17 protein-coding genes are annotated in these 17,816 nt (G+C 66.3%); 8 read left to right on the forward strand and 9 right to left on the reverse strand.

All coding sequences use genetic code 11. The features are described 5' to 3' along the window. Positions 1-8: 8 nt before the first annotated feature. Genes AU188_RS17975 through AU188_RS18010 form a run of 8 tightly spaced genes read right to left on the reverse strand, consistent with a single transcriptional unit; the run spans position 9 to position 9,123 of the window. A complete protein-coding gene (locus tag AU188_RS17975; RefSeq protein ID WP_059165011.1) occupies positions 9-1,259 on the reverse strand; it encodes an MlaD family protein in 1,251 nt (416 codons plus the stop codon). Then, positions 1,256-2,602: an MCE family protein gene (locus tag AU188_RS17980; RefSeq protein ID WP_059165010.1), complete on the reverse strand. Its 1,347-nt coding sequence runs from the start codon at positions 2,600-2,602 to the stop codon at positions 1,256-1,258. The genes AU188_RS17975 and AU188_RS17980 overlap by 4 nt, the downstream gene beginning before the upstream one ends. Beyond that, a complete protein-coding gene (locus tag AU188_RS17985) occupies positions 2,599-3,720 on the reverse strand; it encodes an MCE family protein (protein WP_059165009.1) in 1,122 nt (373 codons plus the stop codon). Before AU188_RS17985 ends, AU188_RS17980 begins: the two co-directional genes overlap by 4 nt. Next, positions 3,717-4,760 carry an MCE family protein gene (locus tag AU188_RS17990; protein WP_059165008.1) on the reverse strand — a complete coding sequence of 348 codons (1,044 nt, stop codon included), beginning with the start codon at positions 4,758-4,760 and terminating at the stop codon, positions 3,717-3,719. The genes AU188_RS17985 and AU188_RS17990 overlap by 4 nt, the downstream gene beginning before the upstream one ends. Further along, positions 4,753-5,808, reverse strand: coding sequence for an MCE family protein (locus AU188_RS17995; RefSeq protein ID WP_059165007.1), 1,056 nt, complete (start codon positions 5,806-5,808; stop codon positions 4,753-4,755). Before AU188_RS17995 ends, AU188_RS17990 begins: the two co-directional genes overlap by 8 nt. After that, on the reverse strand, positions 5,805-7,427 hold the full coding sequence (locus AU188_RS18000) for an MlaD family protein (protein WP_059165006.1): 1,623 nt from the start codon (positions 7,425-7,427) through the stop codon (positions 5,805-5,807). Before AU188_RS18000 ends, AU188_RS17995 begins: the two co-directional genes overlap by 4 nt. Next, the gene (locus AU188_RS18005; protein ID WP_059165005.1) at positions 7,428-8,282 is read right to left on the reverse strand and encodes an ABC transporter permease; all 855 of its coding nucleotides are present in this window, start codon (positions 8,280-8,282) and stop codon (positions 7,428-7,430) included. A gap of 1 nt (position 8,283) precedes the next feature. After that, positions 8,284-9,123 carry an MlaE family ABC transporter permease gene (locus tag AU188_RS18010; RefSeq protein ID WP_059165004.1) on the reverse strand — a complete coding sequence of 280 codons (840 nt, stop codon included), beginning with the start codon at positions 9,121-9,123 and terminating at the stop codon, positions 8,284-8,286. Between the two features lie 372 nt (positions 9,124-9,495). On the opposite strand from AU188_RS18010, the gene fadD8 reads away from it, so the two are divergent. Continuing rightward, positions 9,496-11,097: a fatty-acid--CoA ligase FadD8 gene (fadD8, locus tag AU188_RS18015; RefSeq protein WP_059165003.1), complete on the forward strand. Its 1,602-nt coding sequence runs from the start codon at positions 9,496-9,498 to the stop codon at positions 11,095-11,097. 119 nt (positions 11,098-11,216) lie between these two features. Here the strand turns inward: fadD8 and AU188_RS18020 are convergent, their stop codons facing one another. Next, positions 11,217-11,426 carry a ribosome modulation factor gene (locus tag AU188_RS18020; RefSeq protein ID WP_059099472.1) on the reverse strand — a complete coding sequence of 70 codons (210 nt, stop codon included), beginning with the start codon at positions 11,424-11,426 and terminating at the stop codon, positions 11,217-11,219. Positions 11,427-11,555: 129 nt separating this feature from the next. On the opposite strand from AU188_RS18020, the gene AU188_RS18025 reads away from it, so the two are divergent. The 7 genes from AU188_RS18025 (at position 11,556) to AU188_RS18055 (ending at position 17,796) form a co-directional block, all read left to right on the forward strand. Then, positions 11,556-12,758 (forward strand): RNA polymerase sigma factor, encoded by a 1,203-nt coding sequence (locus AU188_RS18025; RefSeq protein WP_059165015.1) that lies wholly within the window; start codon positions 11,556-11,558, stop codon positions 12,756-12,758. Positions 12,759-12,767: 9 nt separating this feature from the next. Beyond that, positions 12,768-13,454 (forward strand): HAD family hydrolase, encoded by a 687-nt coding sequence (locus AU188_RS18030; protein ID WP_059165002.1) that lies wholly within the window; start codon positions 12,768-12,770, stop codon positions 13,452-13,454. Positions 13,455-13,470: 16 nt separating this feature from the next. Then, positions 13,471-13,926 carry a nitroreductase/quinone reductase family protein gene (locus tag AU188_RS18035; protein WP_059165001.1) on the forward strand — a complete coding sequence of 152 codons (456 nt, stop codon included), beginning with the start codon at positions 13,471-13,473 and terminating at the stop codon, positions 13,924-13,926. A gap of 10 nt (positions 13,927-13,936) precedes the next feature. Next, on the forward strand, positions 13,937-14,386 hold the full coding sequence (locus tag AU188_RS18040) for a nitroreductase/quinone reductase family protein (protein WP_059165000.1): 450 nt from the start codon (positions 13,937-13,939) through the stop codon (positions 14,384-14,386). Beyond that, complete coding sequence (locus AU188_RS18045; protein WP_059164999.1) at positions 14,383-15,294, forward strand: 1,4-dihydroxy-2-naphthoyl-CoA synthase; 912 nt, start codon at positions 14,383-14,385, stop codon at positions 15,292-15,294. Before AU188_RS18040 ends, AU188_RS18045 begins: the two co-directional genes overlap by 4 nt. Positions 15,295-15,368: 74 nt before the next feature. Beyond that, positions 15,369-16,253: an SDR family oxidoreductase gene (locus AU188_RS18050; RefSeq protein ID WP_059164998.1), complete on the forward strand. Its 885-nt coding sequence runs from the start codon at positions 15,369-15,371 to the stop codon at positions 16,251-16,253. A gap of 1 nt (position 16,254) precedes the next feature. Continuing rightward, entirely contained in the window at positions 16,255-17,796 is a 1,542-nt protein-coding gene (locus AU188_RS18055; RefSeq protein ID WP_059164997.1) for a long-chain-fatty-acid--CoA ligase, read from the forward strand. Positions 17,797-17,816 lie beyond the last annotated feature (20 nt).

Here is a 17,816-nt window from a genome sequence, read left to right on the forward strand (position 1 = left end):
TTCATCTCCTAGCGCGGTGGCTCGATCGGCAAGGTCGGCCCACCGTAGGGGGTGGGAATGGTGAACCGGCCCTTCGGGGTTGGATCCGTCTGCCGGCCGAGATCGGCACCGGGCGGAGGACCCGCGGTGTCGTCGTCGGCCGGTCGTGGCGCGTTCTTGGCTCCGCGGACCAGCACCCCGGGGTGATCGTCGCGGCAGTAGGTGTACATGAACGGTTCCGGGTAGTCCGCATTCGACGGTGGCAGGCGCGGCGTTCCGTAGTCGCAGTGATACCGCGGGTAGATGTCGCCGGTGGCCCACAGCCCGTTGTCGTGCATCGCGGTGCCCAGCGCGTCGAGCAGCGAGGTTCGGTAGTCCGGAAACAGCGCATTGAGTGCCGGCACCCGCAGGTACAGCAGCCGGGAGGTAGTGGTCAGGTTGCCCAGCAGTTGCACCATGGTGTCGGAGTTGTCGATGAACAGGTTGTCGACTGCGGTCAGCGCATCCGGACCCTGGTTGGTGAGCCGGCGATAGCCTTCGCGCATCTTGTTGATGCCGACGAAGCTGTGCTGCAGATTGTCTGAGGCGACTGCGATTCCGGCGTTCTTGTCGGCGGCCAACGTGAACACCACCCGGCTGGTCCGCAGCAGGCTGCTCGTTTCCGGCAACACCGAATCCATCGTGGACAGCAGGAACGTGCCGCCTTCGACGATGTCCTCCAGCTTCTGCGGGCCGGCCTCCGACAGGCTCAGCTCTCGCCTGATCAGCTCGAGTTTCTCGGTATCGGTCTGCGCCAACGCCCCGTCCGCGTCGGCCAGCAGCTCGGCCAGGCTGACCGGCACCGTCGCCCTACCCTGGCCGATGACGGCGCCGTCGGCCAGGAACGGACCTCGGTCGGACTCCGGCACGAAGTCGATGTACTGCTCACCGGCCGGCGAGAGGCCCGACACCCGGACATCGCTGGACTCCGGGATCTTCATCGTCGATTTGACGTTGACCACCGCGTTCACCCCGGCCGGGGTGATGTCGAGCCGGTCCACCCGGCCGATCGGCACGCCACGCATCGTGACGTCCTGATTGGGCAGCAGACCGGCCGACTCGGGCAGTTGGACGGTGAGTTGATACTGCGAGGCGAACGGATTCACCCGCAACGCACCGAACAGCAGATATCCGGTCGCCACCACCAGGACCATGACCAGCCCGGCCGCCGACAACCAGGCGCGGCGGCGGTGGCCGAACCGAACCAGGTCGACCAGCCGGTCGGCAGGTGTCGAGATCATCGGGGCGCCTCCGCGGGCAGCGGCGCGGGCGCCGGCAGCGGCGCGGGTGCGGACGACGGTGGCAGCGGTGGCCCCGCCACCGGCCCGAGTGCCGGCAGCGGGATATCGGTCGCCGGCGGCGCGACGGGCAGCGGCGCCGGCGGAGTCGGTGGGGCCTGCGGTGGCCCTGCGATCTCCACTTGCCCCGGCCCGGTCGGGCTGGGGATCACCGGAACCTGCGGCACGCCGGGACCTTTACCGACGATCTTCTCCTGCAGCCGGTACAACGTGTACTTGAACGAGCCCACAAGGTGAAACCAGTTGTGCCACTTGGGACCGTGGAACCCCGGGTCTCCGGCGAAGCCGATATCGGGTATGTGTCCGAGGATCAACCGGTCGATGCTCGCGTTGGTCGCGAGCGCGTTGCCGGTCATCGACTTGACGAATGGGGGCATCAGCCGGTTGAGCGCATAGAGCGTCGCGTCGGGAGTCAGCACGACGTCGTTCCACGCCCCGGCGACAGTGTTGGCGTCGGCGATGACGCTGCGGCCGCTGGTGTCGGTGCCGGCGATCGACGGGAACTTGCGCGCCTGGACCGACACATCACCGATCTGCTCGACGAGGTCGGCGATCTGGGTGGTGTGCGCCGCCAGCGTGTCGGTGGCCGGCCGGGCTTCGGCCATCACCTCGCTGATGGTCTCGTTCTTGGCTTCAATGGCCTCGACGAGCCGGGAGGTTTCGGTGATCGCGTTCGAGATCTGCCCGGACCGGGCGTTCAGCGTGCCCAGGGTGCCGTTGGTCTTGCGGATGAGATTGCCGAACGCCTCGCCCTGATCGCCGGTCGCCTTGCCCAGTCCGTTGATGATGTTGGTGAAGTTGCGCACCGCACCGCCGTTCACCAATACCGCCGCCGAACTGAGCACCGATTCCACCGTCGCGGCCGCTGTCGTGTGGTCCAACGGGATCGTGTCGCCGTCGGACAGCAGCGGCGCGTTCGGATCGGCGGGAGACGGCGGCTTGATCGCGACGAAAACATCGCCAAGCGGTGTCGCGGAACGCAATTCGGCGGTGCTTCCCTGAGGCAACCGAACCCCGTCCATGATGCGCAAGGTGGTCACCGCCGTGTAGTTGCGCGCCTGCATCGACTCCATCTGGCCGACATCGGCACCGGCCAGCTTCACCTTGGCGTTGGCGGGCAGGTTCAGCGCGTTGGAGAACACCGCCGTCAGCCGATAGCCGCCGGTCCCAACGCCTGGTGCTGGCAGCGGAAGGCTGGCCAAACCGCCGGTGCCACAGCCGGAAAGGGCCAGGCACGCCGCCGTCGCGAGTGCTATCGGCCACGACCTGCGGATCGCGTACCTCATTTCTGCCCCATCGCCGCGAGTCCGTCCAGCATGTGCGTCAGCCCGAAGTCCGGCCCGAAATCCTGCAACGTCCCGGTGCTACAGCCCAGTTGCCGCAGCCCCATCACGTTGCACACCTCTTTGATGAACTGGTTGTCGAACAACACCCGGTCGGTGAGCACCTTGACCCGCAAGGCGCCGTTCTTCTGATCGACGATGTTGTACAGGTTGTCCAGTGTCATCGGCGCCACGTCGAGGAATTCCTTGAGTTCGCGTTCGTGATCGACAGCGGTGTTCAGCACGATGTCGCCGTTGGCGACGAGGTTTTTGATGGTGTCGCGATGGATCTCGAGCACCTCACGGGTGTTGGTCAAAACCTCGTTGATCTTCTTGCCCGTGGTACCGCTGCCGAGGTTCTCATCGGCCAGGATCTGACTGAGCGCCCGCACCGACGAGCCGAATTCCCGCAACGTCTCGTCATTCCTGGCCGCCGCCTCCGACAACGAACTCAAGTTCCGGACGATGGTGGTCAGCTGATTCCTGGTCACCGTGCCGCGATCGGCGCTGAGCCGCAAGGCATTCGACAGCTCACCGAGCGCGTCCTTCATTTGTTGGCCGTTGCCGTCTGCGATCGTGGCGCTGGCGTTGACCACATCGGCGATCGGGCCGTTACCCTTTCCGTCGCCCTTCAGAGAGACCGAGAGCTTGTCGAGAACGTCGAGCACCCGGGCGAATTCGACCGGAGTCTGTGTGCGATTCAGGCCGATGGTCGCGTGATTCTGAAGGATCGGACCGCTGCCCGAGTAGGGCGGCGTCAGTTCGATCTGCCGGTCGGTGAGAATCGAGTTGGAGATCGTCACCGCCTGGGCGTCTGCGGGAACCTTGACATCGTTGTCCACGGTGAAGTCGACCTCGACGTAGCCGCCCTTGGGGGTGATCTTGGTGACCTCGCCGACCGGCATCCCGAGCACCGCGACGGTGTTGCCCTCGTATAGTCCTGCGGCGCTGTCGAATTGGGCGGTCACGGTCATGGTGTCGAGTTGGTCCTTGGTGTAGACGACCGCGACGGTGGCCAGCGCCACACCCACGACCAGAGCGATCGCACCGGCAATCAGCAGCTTGGTGTTCGTCAGCCTCATTTGCAGTCCTGGAAGTACTCGATCATGGAGAATTGCTTGGCGCGGCCGCTGATGGCGCACATCCACGAATCGACCAGCAGGCCGTTGGTCGCGTTGAACCCAGCTGCATTGCCGCTTCCGGTGGCGTTGGCCAGGTTGCGCACCGCGATCGGCGCGGACTGCAGCATGCTGCGCAGGAAGCCATCGCCGTCGCGGGCGAGCAGAGTGGACAGCTCACGCAGATTGCGCAGCAGTTCCTCGAGTTCCGGCCGGTCCTCGATGACGACGCCGCTCAATGTTTCGACGAGGTTGGTGAGCGCATCCATCATCGCGTGAAACGTCGCACGCGACTCGACGAACTCGCCGAGCAACGAGTTGCCTTGATTCACCAGGCTGCCGATGGTGGACTGCTGACGGCGCAGCGTATTACTGACCAGCTCAGTGGTTTTCAGCAGTTCGCCCAGTTGGTCGCGACGTTCGGCGATGATCGTCGACAGCGTGTGGGTGTTCTCCAGGGCCTGGGGCACCACCGGCGGCAGCGTCTTCAGCTGCTCGCCCAGGACGGACAGCGTCTCGGCGAACTTGTCCGAGTCGACCTGCTCGTAGGTTCTGGTGACGTCGGCCAGGGCTTCCTGCAGATCGTAGGGGACCTCGGTGTGGGTCAGGTCGAAGGTGTCGTTCGGCAACGAGCCCGCACCATCGGGAATCAGCGCGAGATACCGCGAGCCGAGGATCGTGGTGATCTTGATCGACGCCCGCGAATCCTCGCCCAGTACCACGTCATTGCGTACCTTGAGCCTGGCTTCGACGTAGTCACCGGCGAGGTCCATGCTCAATACCTCGCCCACCGGGATGCCGGCAACGGTGACCGGGTTACCGACTTGCAACGCGGCGGCCTGCAAAAAGTGCGCCGTGTACTGCCGGTAGCCGAAGTTGGCCACCTTGAACAACAGCAGCGTTCCGACGAGCAACGAAACCACCAGGACGGCAACGACACCCATCCAGGTTTTGTTGCGGTTCTCCAGTGGGCGGCGGCGCCGCGCCATCGTCTGATCAGCCATTGGCCATGTTCCTGCACTTCGGGGTGTAACGAGCCTTGTTGCCTGGAGTGGCGGCGTCCACGATGATCGGCACCACGTCGTTGAGGCCGGGGAAGAATCCTTGGATGTTCAGGTCGCATGCGTAAGCGTTGGCGAACGCGCCTTCGCTGGTGATGCGCGCGAAGCCCTTCAGTAGCAACGGGAGGTTGGCGCCGGTGAACGCCAGCTGGTTCTCCAGACCGACCATGTGCGCCGCGAATCCCGGTTCGCGGGTGACCATTTCCTTCAGCGACGGGTACACCTCATCCGAGATCGTCGACAGTTGCCGCACCACCTTCGCGATCGAACTCATCGACTCCACCAATTCGGGACGCCGCGCGTCGAAGGTCGACACCACCGTGCGGGCTTCGCCGATGATGTGATCGAGGTCGTCGTTGTGCCGCGCGAGGTTGGCGACCACGACGTTCAGGTCGGTGATCACCTCACCGAGTTGCTCGTCCTGACCGGCGAACGACTCGGTGAGTTGGCTGGTCTGGTCCACCAGGGCGGTGATGGACCCCTTGTCGCCCTGCAGCGATTGGATGACACCCTTGGTCAGGTTGTCGGCGTGCTTGGGATCGAGCACACTGAACAGCGGCTCGTACCCGTTGAGCAGCCGGCCGACATCGAACGACGGATCGGTGCGCTCGACGGGGATGACGCTGCCGGGCTGCAGCGGCCCCGGGTCACCGAGATTGCCCAGCGACAGACCGAGATATCGCTGGCCGACGATGTTCTGGTAGGTCACCGAGGCGACGGTGGTGCCGAGCACCTGCTGGTCGTCCTGCACGACGAACGACACTTTGGCGAGATCGCCTGCCAGCTCGATCTTTTCGATCCGGCCGACGCGGACGCCGGCCATCCGGACGTCATCGCCCTCCCGCAGGCCGAACACGTCGGTGATCATCGCGGCGTAGGGCACGGTCCGGCCGACGACGTCTCGACGCAGCGTGACGTACACCAGCCAGGTCAGCGTCACGGCGACCACCATGAACAGGGACAGGCCGATCAGTGCGCCGCGGTACCTCATCGCGCCTCCTGGTCAGGCGAGACGGTCGTGCCGCGGGCCACGGGCCCGAGCAGCAGCTGCGTCGCCGTGGTGGCCGGCTGGCCGGTGATGACGGAGAGTTGGTCGCGTTCCTGTTGGCTACCAACGGGTCCCACATTGCCACCGAATGTTGCCGGCTGAGCCGGCAATCCAGCAGGAGCCGGTGCAGCCTCGGCCTGCTGGGGACCGGCGGGCGGTGGCGAATCCCATGGTTTGGGCGCGACCGGTGCCGGCGGGGACTGGTTCACCGGCGGCGGTGGCGTCGGTTCAAGCGCCGGGTTGGCCGACCCGGGTACCGGTGGTGAGGGCGAAACTCCCGGCGGCAGAGGTGGATTCGGATCGGCCAGGTTGGGGTACGGGTTCACCAGCGGCGGTCCGACGGCGACCAGGTTGCCGTTCTCCCCCAGGACCGTGCCGGGCGGCGGCGCCAGGTCCTTCGGCGGCTGGAAGTTCTGTGGTAACAACGTATCCGGCAACGGAGGCCGGACCGGAACCAACGGCGCGGTGAAACAGCTCGGGCCCTTGAGTTCGCCGTACTGCGGGCAGTCGGCACGGGTATAGGTGTAGCTCGGTGTGAACGACAGGTTCACGCGCATGTTGCTGATGTCGCGGTCATGCATCCACACCTCGTCGAAGAACTTGTCCGAGAGCTGATTCAGCTTGACGAAGGCCGGCACCCAGTGGTGCGAGGTATCGGCCAGGTTGGCGACCACCGGAGTCAGCTCCGAGGTGATCTTGACCATTCGGTCGGTGTGGTTGTTCAGGGCGGTGTGGGTGGTATTCATGGTGTGGACACCACCGCTGACCAGAGCGTCGAGCTGGGCCCGCTGTTCGACCAGGACCTGCATCGGCCGCACCGCCTTCTGCAGCGCGGCGAACAACTCAGGTGTGGTCTGCTGCAGCCCCACGGCCGCATCGGTGAGCGCCGACACCGTCGTCGAGTCCGGCTCGGTGGCCACGATCGCATCGACCTCATTGATGAGCCGGTCCAATTGGGCGCCGGCGGCCAGCAGTTGGGTACGGCGATCCTCGGTGGCCTCGTTGACCGCGGCCAGGATGCCGACGGTTTTGTCTTCGCGACCCCGACCGGTCGCGGCCAGGATGTCGCGGAGCTTGCTGATCGTGGTCTGGAACAACACCGTCGGTAGCTCGGTGTCCTCCGGAATGTGCGCACCCGCCTGGATCGCCGGCCCAGGCCTCACGCCGTTCGGCGGCCCGCCGCCGGGGTCTACGAGTTGCACCGAGGACACCGCAAACACGTTGCTGGGCACCACCCGGGCCGTCACATTGTTCGGAATCGACGGTGCGTATTCGGGTTTGAGGTTGATGTGGACGTAGTTGGGGTTTCCGTGCGCGGCCGGGGTGACACTGTCGACGGCACCGACCAAGACGCCGTGGTATTTCACGTCGGAGCGTTGCGGCAGTCCGTCGCCCACGTTGACCAGATTCGCGACCACGCGGACGAAGGGATCCAGGCGTCCTGTCGCCTTCACCAAAAGGGTCGCCGTAATCAGCGCTGCCACAAGAACAACGACGATCCCGGCGCCGATCAACTGGCGATCGGTTGGGCCGCGCCCGTCCAGGTCAAAGGAATTCGCCACCTACCCCCCAAACCTCGCGCCGGCGTCCACGTTCCACAGCGCCATGGTGAGCACCATGTTGACGATGATCACCACGGTGATACTCGCCCGCATGGCGTGTCCGGCCGCAACCCCGACGCCCTCGGGGCCACCGCTGGCATAGAAGCCGTAGTAGCACTGGATCGTCGTGGCGATCCAGACGAAGACAATCGCCTTGAGCAGCGAGTACAAGATGTCTTGACCCGACAGCATCAGCGTGAAGTAATGCAGATACGAGCCGGTCGCACCACCGCTGATGACTTGCACGACAACCTGCGTCGTCAGATAGCTGACCGCCAGACAGACGACGTAGAGCGGAATGACCGCGATCACCGAGGCCATCAACCGGGTGGTCACCAGATAGGGGATGGGACGTATCGCCAATGAATCCAAGGCGTCGATTTCTTCGGAGATGCGCATGGATCCCAGCTGCGCGGTGAATCGGCAGCCGGCCTGCGTGGCGAACGCCAACGACAAGGCGATCGGGGCGAGCTCGCGGGTGTTCACCAGCGACGAGATGATTCCCGTCGCCGGGCCCAGGCCCAGCAGATCGAGGAAGTTGTATCCTTCGATGCCGACGAGCGCACCGACGGTGACGCCGAGAACGATGGCCACGCCTGCGGTACCGCCGCCCACCACCAAAGAGCCATTGCCCCAAGCGATGTCGGACAGCAGTCGGACGAACTCTTTGCGGTAGTGGTGTAGCGCAACGGGGACCGCGACGACAGCCCGGACGAAGAACACCAGCATGTGGCCGAGCTGCCCGATCGGCGGCACGACCTTCCCGTAGAGACGGACGAAGGGCGCGAGCAGCGGCGGTACGAACGTCGACGCCATGTCACAGACCAACCCGGGGAAACAGCATGATGTAGAGCTGGCTGATCGCGACGTTGACGACCATGAGGATCAGAATGGACTCGACCACGGCGGCATTGACCGAGTTGGCGACCCCGGTCGGACCGCCCTGAGTAGACAGTCCCTTCTGGCACGACACCACCGCGACGATGGCGCCGAAGACGACCGCCTTCACCAATGCCACGATCATGTCGCCGGTCGTCGTGAACGACGCGAACGTCGCGACGAAGCTGCCCGGAGCTCCGTTCTGGAAATACACGTTGAACAGGTAGCTGGCGAGGAAGCCGACAAAGCACACCACGCCGGTGAGCGCCACGCCGATCATGATCGCTGCGGCGAAACGGGGAACCACCAAGCGGCGAATCACCGACACGCCCATGACTTCCATCGCGTCGGTCTCCTCGCGCATCTTGCGGGACCCGAGGTCTGCGGTGATCGCCGAGCCGACTGCGGCTGCCATCAGGATCGCCGCGGTCAAAGATGCGGCCTGGCGGATCACCGCCAGACCGCTGGCCGCGCCGGCCAGTGACGTGGCGCCGACCTGGCCGGCCAGCAGTGCGAATTGAATCGACAGTGTCACGCCGATGGGCAAGGCCACCAGGACCGTCGGCAGCACCGCCGTTCCCGCCATGAACGCTGCCTGGCGGACGAACTCCCACCATTGGAAACGTCCGGTGAACAGGTCGATGAACAGGTACTGCAGCGTGCGCGCGCCGATCACGAACTGGTCGCCGACCGTCGCGAGCGAAGCCAGGGGGTGACGCTTGACGTAGCCACCGGCCCATGCGCCGATGACCTCGACCCCGTCACCCCGTGTCGTCATGATGAACAGCCATTCACTTAATGCCCTACACCCCTTATCGGCAGCATTCACTATGACAGCTGGCCACCGCAGCGTATTCGTAATAATTCCGCCATACGAGCGTCGGCTGCCGCCTCGGCCACATAGCCGCAAACCTCGACAGTCGCCCCTCAGTTCCGACGAGTATGCACATTAACTTAAGCCGAAGGTGCGGCTTTTCTGAAAACACACTCTTCCCGGCCGATCCGCTGAACGCTGGGACGAGCGAAAAGTCGCGTTCGATTCGCGTTTCGTGCAATGGTGCTGCCCGCCGGTTCCAGCGTTGAGCGGCGCAGCCAGGCAATTCCCGGGGACCCGCTGACTGAGATTGGAACACGTTCTAGTCTGAGGGCCATGAGTGATGACCTGCTGCGCCATCCCATCCACTCCGGCCACCTGACCGTCGGCGCGCTCAAGCGCAACAAGGACAAGCCTGTGCTGTTCCTCGGCGACACCACGCTGACCGGTGGACAGCTCGCCGAGCGCATCAGCCAGTACATTCAGGCGTTCGAGGCGCTCGGTGCGGGTACCGGCAGCGCCACTGGTCTGCTGTCGCTGAACCGGCCCGAGGTGCTGATGATCATCGGCGCCGGGCAGACCCAGGGATACCGACGTACGGCACTACACCCTCTCGGTTCTCTCGACGATCACGCATACGTGCTGACCGACGCGGGCGTCTCGGCGCTGATCATCGATCCGACGCCGCAGTTCGTCGACCGGGCGCTGGGCCTGCTGGAGAAAGTGCCCAACCTCAAGCAGATCCTGACGATCGGCCCGGTTCCCGAGGCGCTCGCGGGCGTGGCCGTCGATCTGACCGCCGAGGCCGCCAAGTACCCGCCGCAGCCGTTGGTGGCCGCGGACCTGCCGCCCGATCACATCGGCGGGATGGCCTACACCGGCGGCACCACCGGCAAGCCGAAAGGGGTGATCGGCACCGTGCAGTCGATCACCACGATGACGACGATCCAACTCGCCGAGTGGGAATGGCCGGAGCGACCGAAATTCTTAATGTGCACGCCGCTTTCGCACGCCGGCGCGGCGTTCTTCGTCCCGACGATCATCAAGGGCGGCGAGTTGGTCGTGCTGACGAAGTTCGACCCGGCCGAGGTACTGCGGGTGATCGAGGAGCAGAAGATCACCGCGACGATGCTGGTGCCGTCGATGATCTACGCGCTGATGGACCACCCGGACTCGCACACCCGCGACCTGTCCTCGCTCGAGACGGTCTACTACGGCGCATCGGCGATGAACCCGGTCCGGCTTCGGGAGGCGATCCGGCGGTTCGGCCCGATCTTCGCGCAGTACTACGGCCAGTCCGAGGCGCCGATGGTGATCACCTATCTGGCCAAGGACGATCACGACGAGCAGCGGTTGACGTCGTGCGGCCGGCCGACGGTGTTCGCGCGGGTGGCATTGCTCGACTCCGACGGAAACCCGGTGCCGCAGGGCGAGGTCGGCGAGATCTGTGTGTCCGGCCCGCTGGTGTCCGGCGGCTACTGGAACAAGCCGGAGGCGACGGCCGAGACGTTCCGCGACGGCTGGATGCACACCGGCGACCTGGCCCGTGAGGACTCCGACGGGTTCTACTACATCGTCGACCGCACCAAGGACATGATCGTCACCGGCGGCTTCAACGTGTTCCCACGCGAGGTGGAAGACGTTGTGGCAGAACATCCTTCGGTCGCACAGGTCTGCGTGATCGGCACACCCGACGAGAAGTGGGGCGAGGCCGTGACGGCCGTGGTCGTACTGCGGCCCGACGCCGATCGTTCCGAAGATGCGGTGGCCCGCATGACCGGCGAGATTCAGACCGCGGTCAAGGAGCGTAAGGGCTCGGTCCAGTCGCCCAAGCAGGTCATCGTCGTCGACTCGGTGCCGGTGACCGCGCTCGGCAAGCCCGACAAGAAGGCGGTGCGGGCGCAGTTCTGGGAGGGTAGCGAGCGCGCCGTCGGCTGAGGTGCGTTCGGCGAGCGACCGCTTTTGTACAGGCTGACACGGCGTGTCGGTGTACAAACACGGTCGGTCGCGCCTAGAGGGTGACGCGACGGTGGTGCTGCACGAGCGCCTGGAGGCGGTCAGTCCAGGAGCGCATCGATCTCGGCGGCGAACCGAGCAAGCCGTTCCTGTTCGCTGGGGATGCCCTGTTGCTCCTCGGCGGCCCGCTGCCAGCCCAGCCGCCACATCCGCGCGACGGCCCGGTCACCCAGACCCGCATAGGGGTTGGCGAGCGTGTGCGGGAACGCCTTGCGGCCTTCCCGGTACGCGGTGACCAACCTGTGGGTCATGGTTCCCCACTCTCCTGCCCGAGCAGACGTAAAGTGCTCCATTTCCTCGGCGTGTCGGAGCATTTTGCGTCTGTTCGGCAGAATAGGTGGGTGTCGGATATCCACCAGACCGTCGATGCGGTGTGGCGGATGGAGGCCGCCAAGATCGTCGCGACGCTGACCCGCACGGTCGGTGACGTTGGGCTCGCGGAGGACCTCGCCGCCGACGCGCTCGTCGACGCGCTCGAACAGTGGCCGAAGACCGGTGTGCCCCGCAACCCCGGCGCCTGGCTGACGACCGTCGCCAAACGCAAGGCGATCGACCACTGGCGCCGCCAGGAGAATCTCGACGGCAAGTACGCGGCGATGGCGCGCGAGCTGGAAACCCATGTCGACGAATCCTGGGATCCCGACCGCATCGACGACGACGTGCTGCGGCTGATCTTCATCTCGTCGCACCCCGTGCTGTCGCGCGAAGGCCAGATCGCGTTGACGCTACGGGTGGTCGGCGGTCTCACCACCGAGGAGATCGCCCGCGCGTTCCTCGCGTCGACCCCGACGATCGCCGCGCGCATCACCCGCGCGAAGAAGACGTTGGCGGCCGCCGACGTGCCGTTCGAGGTGCCGGATCGCTCGGAGTATCCGCAACGACTGTCGGCGGTGCTCAGCGTCGTCTACCTGATCTACAACGAGGGCTACTCGGCTTCGTTCGGGCAGCGCTGGATTCGCGACGAACTCTGCAGCGAGGCACTGCGTCTCGGGCGGGTGCTAGCGGCGCTGGTGCCCGACGAACCCGAGGTGCACGGCCTGGTTTCGCTGATGGAGTTCCAGTCGTCGCGGTTCGCCGCCCGCACCGACAGCGACGGCAGGCCGATCCTGCTCGAGGACCAGAACCGGGCAAAGTGGGACCGCGCGCAGATCCAGCGCGGCGTCGCAGCCCTCGAACGCGCCGCAAATGCGGTGCAGCGCAAAGGCTCCGGCTGGGGGCCGTACGCGCTGCAGGCCGCGATCGCCGAGTGCCACGCCACCGCCCCGACCGCCGCCGACACCGACTGGCGCCGCATCGTCGTGCTGTACGACGGGCTGGTCCAGGTGTCGCCGTCGCCGGTGGTGCAACTCAACCGGGCGGTGGCGGTGGCGATGGCCGATGGTCCCGAGGCCGCGCTGACGATCGTCGACGGGTTGACCGGCCTGGACGGGTCATACCTGTTGCCGAGCGTGCGCGGGGAACTGTTGGTTCGCCTGGGTCGCGGGGCCGAGGCCGCCGCCGAGTTCGACCGCGCCGCCGCCATGACCGACAACGACCGAGAACGAGAAGTGCTGCGGGACAAAGCCGCTCGGATACGCGGTTAGCATGGCGGGGTGAACCAGATACGCGCGGTGCTGTTCGACTATTCCGGCACGTTGTTCCGGCTCGAGGAGGACGAGAGCTGGTTTCACGGCATGGCGGTCGACGACCGCGAGGTCGACGGGCACGTGCAGGCCGAGCTGATGCGCAGGCTCACCGCGCCGACCGGCCAGCACGTCGACATGGGCCCGGACGCGTATCACGCCTGGCTCAACCGCGACCTCGCACCGCACCTGCATCGCGAGGCCTACCTGCATGTGCTGCGGGAGTCCGGGCTGGCCGACCATCACGCCGAATCGCTGTACGGCATCCTGATCGACCCGCTGAACTGGACGCCGTATCCGGACACCGCCGAGGTGCTCGAGGGTCTGCACCGGCGTGGTGTCAAGACCGCGGTCGTGTCGAACATCGCCTTCGACGTGCGGCCGGCGTTCGCATCGATCGCTGCCGCCGAGTTCGTCGACGAGTTCGTGCTGTCCTACGAGGTGGGGGCCGTCAAGCCGGACGCGGCGATCTTCGAGACGGCGCTGACCCGGCTCGGCGTGGCCGCGGCGGACGCGCTCATGGTCGGTGACAGCGACGAGGCCGACGGCGGCGCCCGCGCGGTCGGCTGCGAGTTTAGCCTCGTCGACCCGCTGCCGACCGCCGACCGGCCCGATGGCCTGCGGGTCGCGCTGTCCGAGCACGGCGTCGCGGTCTGAGCAATAGCGTTACGGCATGGACGATCGGGGGGCAGTACCGCGGTGGCTCAAGTACGCCAACAAGCTGTTGATGGTGGCGCTGCGCCTGGGGTTGCCGATCTCGCGGCACGAATCCCCCGTTGTGCTGACGGTGCCGGGGCGCAGGACCGGTAACGCACGCGCGACGCCGGTCACGCCGATGGATATCGACGGCACCCGCTACGTCGTCAATGCCTATCCCGGTGCGGACTGGGCGCGCAACGTGCGCGCGGCGAAGCGAGTCACGCTGGGGACGGGCCGGCGCACCGAGCGGGTGCGTCTCGTCGAGCTGGAGCCAGCCGAGGCGCGGCCGGTGCTGCGGGAGTTCCCGGCCCAGGTACCCGTCGGTGTCGACCTGATGAAACGCGCAGGCATCCTGAAGTCCGGCAGCCCCGACGAACTCGAGGACATGGCCGGCCGCCTGCCCGTGTTCCGCATCTACCCGATCACGTAGCGTCACGGCTATGTCCGACATTCGGTTGCCGTGGTGGCTGAAGTACGTCAACAAGGTGATGATCGGCCTGCAGAAGCTGGGCATTCTCGGCGAGAAGGGACCCGTCGTACTGTCCGTTCCGGGCCGAAAAACCGGCAAACGTCGGTTGACCCCGGTCACGCCGATGGTCGTCGACGGACAACGCTATGTGGTCGGTGGGGTGCCCGGCTCCGACTGGGCCGCCAACGTCCGGGCAGCCGGCGAGGCCACGTTGCACATCGGCCGCCGCAGCGAACGGGTGCGGATGGTGGAGATGCCCGTCGAGGAGGCCCGACCGCTGCTGCGGGAATTTCCGGTCAAGGTGCCCACCGGCGTCGACTTCATCAAGAACGCCGGACTTGTCACCGGGCCCGACCCCGACGAGTTCGAGGCGCTCGCCGGTCGGTGTCCCGTGTTCCGCATGGATAAGGTAATCCGGTGAGCGCCAACCCATTCGATCCATCTCTGTGGCAACCCGTCGACGGCTTCGGGTTGACCGACATCACGTACCACCGCCACGTCGTCGACGGTGTGAAGCAGCCCACGGTGCGCGTCGCGTTCGACCGGCCGGAGGTGCGCAACGCGTTTCGTCCGCACACCGTCGACGAGTTGTACCGCGTGCTCGACCACGCGCGGATGTCGTCGGACGTCGGCGTCATCCTGCTGACCGGTAACGGACCGTCGCCGAAGGACGGCGGCTGGGCGTTCTGCTCCGGCGGCGACCAACGCATCCGCGGCCGCAGCGGCTACCAGTACGCGTCGGGCGACACCGCCGAGACCGTCGACCCGGCACGCGCCGGACGCCTGCACATCCTCGAGGTGCAGCGGCTGATCCGGTTCATGCCCAAACCGGTGATCTGCCTGGTCAACGGCTGGGCCGCCGGCGGCGGGCACAGCCTGCACGTGACGTGTGATCTGACGTTGGCCAGCCGCGAACATGCCCGGTTCAAGCAGACCGACGCCGACGTCGGCAGCTTCGACGGCGGGTACGGCAGCGCGTATCTGGCCAAGCAGGTCGGCCAGAAATTCGCCCGTGAGGTCTTCTTCCTCGGCAGGCCGTATACCGCTGAGCAGATGTACGCGATGGGTGCGGTCAACGAGGTCGTCGACCATGCCGAGTTGGAAAACGTCGGGCTCCAATGGGCGGCGGCGATCAATGGCAAGTCGCCGCAAGCGATCCGGATGCTGAAGTACGCGTTCAACCTCACCGACGATGGATTGGTGGGCCAGCAGTTGTTCGCCGGGGAGGCGACGCGGTTGGCCTACATGACCGACGAGGCGGTCGAGGGCCGCGACGCGTTCCTGGAGAAGCGCGACCCCGACTGGAGCGCCTTCCCGCGCTACTTCTAGGCGGCGATTTCGGTGCTCGAACAGTCGAGATGCGACGGTTCGGACACCGAAATCACCCTTTAGACTCACGGACCGTGAGCAAAAGCCCGTTGCGGCGGTTGGCCGACCAACTGTTGCTGACCACCATGCGGCCGCCGATCGTCCCCGAACTGCTGCAGTTCCAGCCCGGCCGCGACGTCGTCGACCTGCGGGGCAAGCGCATCCTGCTCACCGGCGCGTCATCCGGTATCGGTGAGGCCGCCGCGGAGAAGTTCGCCCGCCGCGGCGCCACCGTGGTGGTGGCTGCGCGTCGCCAGGAGTTGCTCGACGCGCTGGTCGACCGGATCACCGACAACGGCGGAGAGGCCTGGGCGCATGCCTGTGATCTCTCGGACCTCGACGCGGTCGACGAGCTCGTCGCCAGGGTCACCGAGGAACTCGGCGGGGTGGACATCCTGATCAACAACGCGGGGCGCTCGATCCGCCGGCCGCTGGCCGACTCGCTGGAACGTTGGCACGACGTCGAGCGCACCATGGCGCTGAACTACTACTCCCCGCTGCGGCTGATCCGCGGGTTGGCGCCCGGGATGCGTGAGCGGCGAAACGGCCACATCATCAACGTGTCGACGTGGGGTGTGCTGTCCGAGTCGTCGCCGTTGTTCGCGGTGTACAACGCGTCCAAGGCGGCGCTGACTGCGGTGAGCCGCGTCATCGAGACGGAGTGGAGCGGCGACGGCGTGCATTCGACGACGTTGTTCTACCCGCTGGTGCGCACGCCGATGATCGCACCCACCCGTGCCTACGACGGGGTCGCCGGATTGACCGCATCTGAGGCCGCCGACTGGATGATCACCGCCGCGCGCACCCGACCCGTGCGCATCGCGCCTCGCATGGCCGTCACCGCCCAGGCCGTGAACAGCCTCGCGCCGGCATTCGTCGACATGGTGATGAAACGGCAACGCGTCCAACCGAACTCCTGACATGCCACACCCCGACATCGCGACCGTCGCCGACATCGCGCGTGTCTACGGCGCCGAACGCCCCGACGCGGTCGCGTTGATCGCCGGTGAGCGAGCCGTGACGTTCGCCGACCTCGACGCGCGGTCCAACCGGGGCGCGCAGGCGTTCCGCGCGGCGGGTGTCGGGTTCGGCGACCGCGTCGCGTTCATCGAGAAGAACGGCATCGAGTTCTTCGAAGTCGTCTGCGCCCTGTCCAAACTCGGCGCGATCGTCGTGCCGGTCAACTGGCGGCTGGCGCCTGCCGAGATGGCCCACATCATCGACGACGCCGGAGCCCGCGTGGTGGTCGTGGGCGCCGAGTTCTTCGGCCACGTCGAGGCGATCGAAAACCGGCTGGCGGCCGACATCGTCGCCGTCGGTGCGCACCCTCGGTGGCCGGAGTTCGACGCCTGGCTCGCCGAGCACCCCGCCGAAGACCCCTGCGTCGCAACGCAACCCGACGACGTCGCGTTCCTGATGTACACGTCGGGAACGACCGGCGCGCCGAAGGGCGTGATACTGACCAACGACAACTACTTCTGCAAGGCCACCGGCATCGCCGAGAAGTGGCGCTTCGACACCGACAGTGTGAGCCTCGCCGTGATGCCGATGTTCCACATGGCGGGTTCGGGCTGGGCGCTGGTCGGTTTGGGTGAGGGCGCGCGCACCGTCGTGCTGCGCGACGTCGACCCGCCCGCGATTCTCGAAGCCGTTGGTCGACATGGCATTACCAATATGCTGCTGGTGCCCGTCGTGATCCAGCGGCTGCTCGAAACCCCGGGTGTCGAGCGGACGGATTTCACCTGCCTGCGCGCGATCGTCTACGGGGCATCACCGATCACCGACGACGTTCTGGTCAAGGCGCTCGAGCGGTTCGACTGCGACCTGCTGCAGGTGTACGGGCAGACCGAAACCACCGGCTCCATCACCCAACTCGACCGCCACGATCCCGAGCTGCTGCGGTCGTGCGGCAAGCCGTTCCCGTGGGTCGAGGTGCGCATCGTCGACCCCGAAGGCCGCGACGTGCCCGTCGGCACCGTCGGTGAGCTGTGGACCCGCTCGCGGCAGAACATGCGCGGCTACTGGAACAATCCGGACGCGACGGCCGCCACGCTCACCGACGACGGCTGGCTCAAGACCGGTGACGCCGGCTACCTCGACAGCGAGGGTTACGTGTTCCTGCACGACCGCGTCAAGGACATGATCGTCTCGGGTGGCGAGAACGTGTATCCCGCCGAGGTCGAGAACGTACTGATGACCCATCCGGCGGTCGCTGACGCCGCCGTGATCGGCGTTCCCGACGCGACATGGGGCGAGGCGGTCAAGGCGATCGTCGTCCCCGCCGAGGGCGGCTGCCCCACCGAGTCGGAGCTGATCGCCTATGCGCGCGACCGACTCGCCGGGTTCAAGCTGCCCAAGTCGGTGTCGTTCGCCGAGGGCCTGCCCCGCACCCCGAGCGGAAAGGTGCTCAAGCGCGCGCTGCGCGAACCGTACTGGGAAGGTGTCGGGCGGCGGATCGGCTGACCCGGCGTGATAGACACGAT

Source organism: Mycobacterium sp. IS-3022 (assembly GCF_001500065.1).
In the GTDB taxonomy this organism is placed as follows: domain Bacteria; phylum Actinomycetota; class Actinomycetes; order Mycobacteriales; family Mycobacteriaceae; genus Mycobacterium.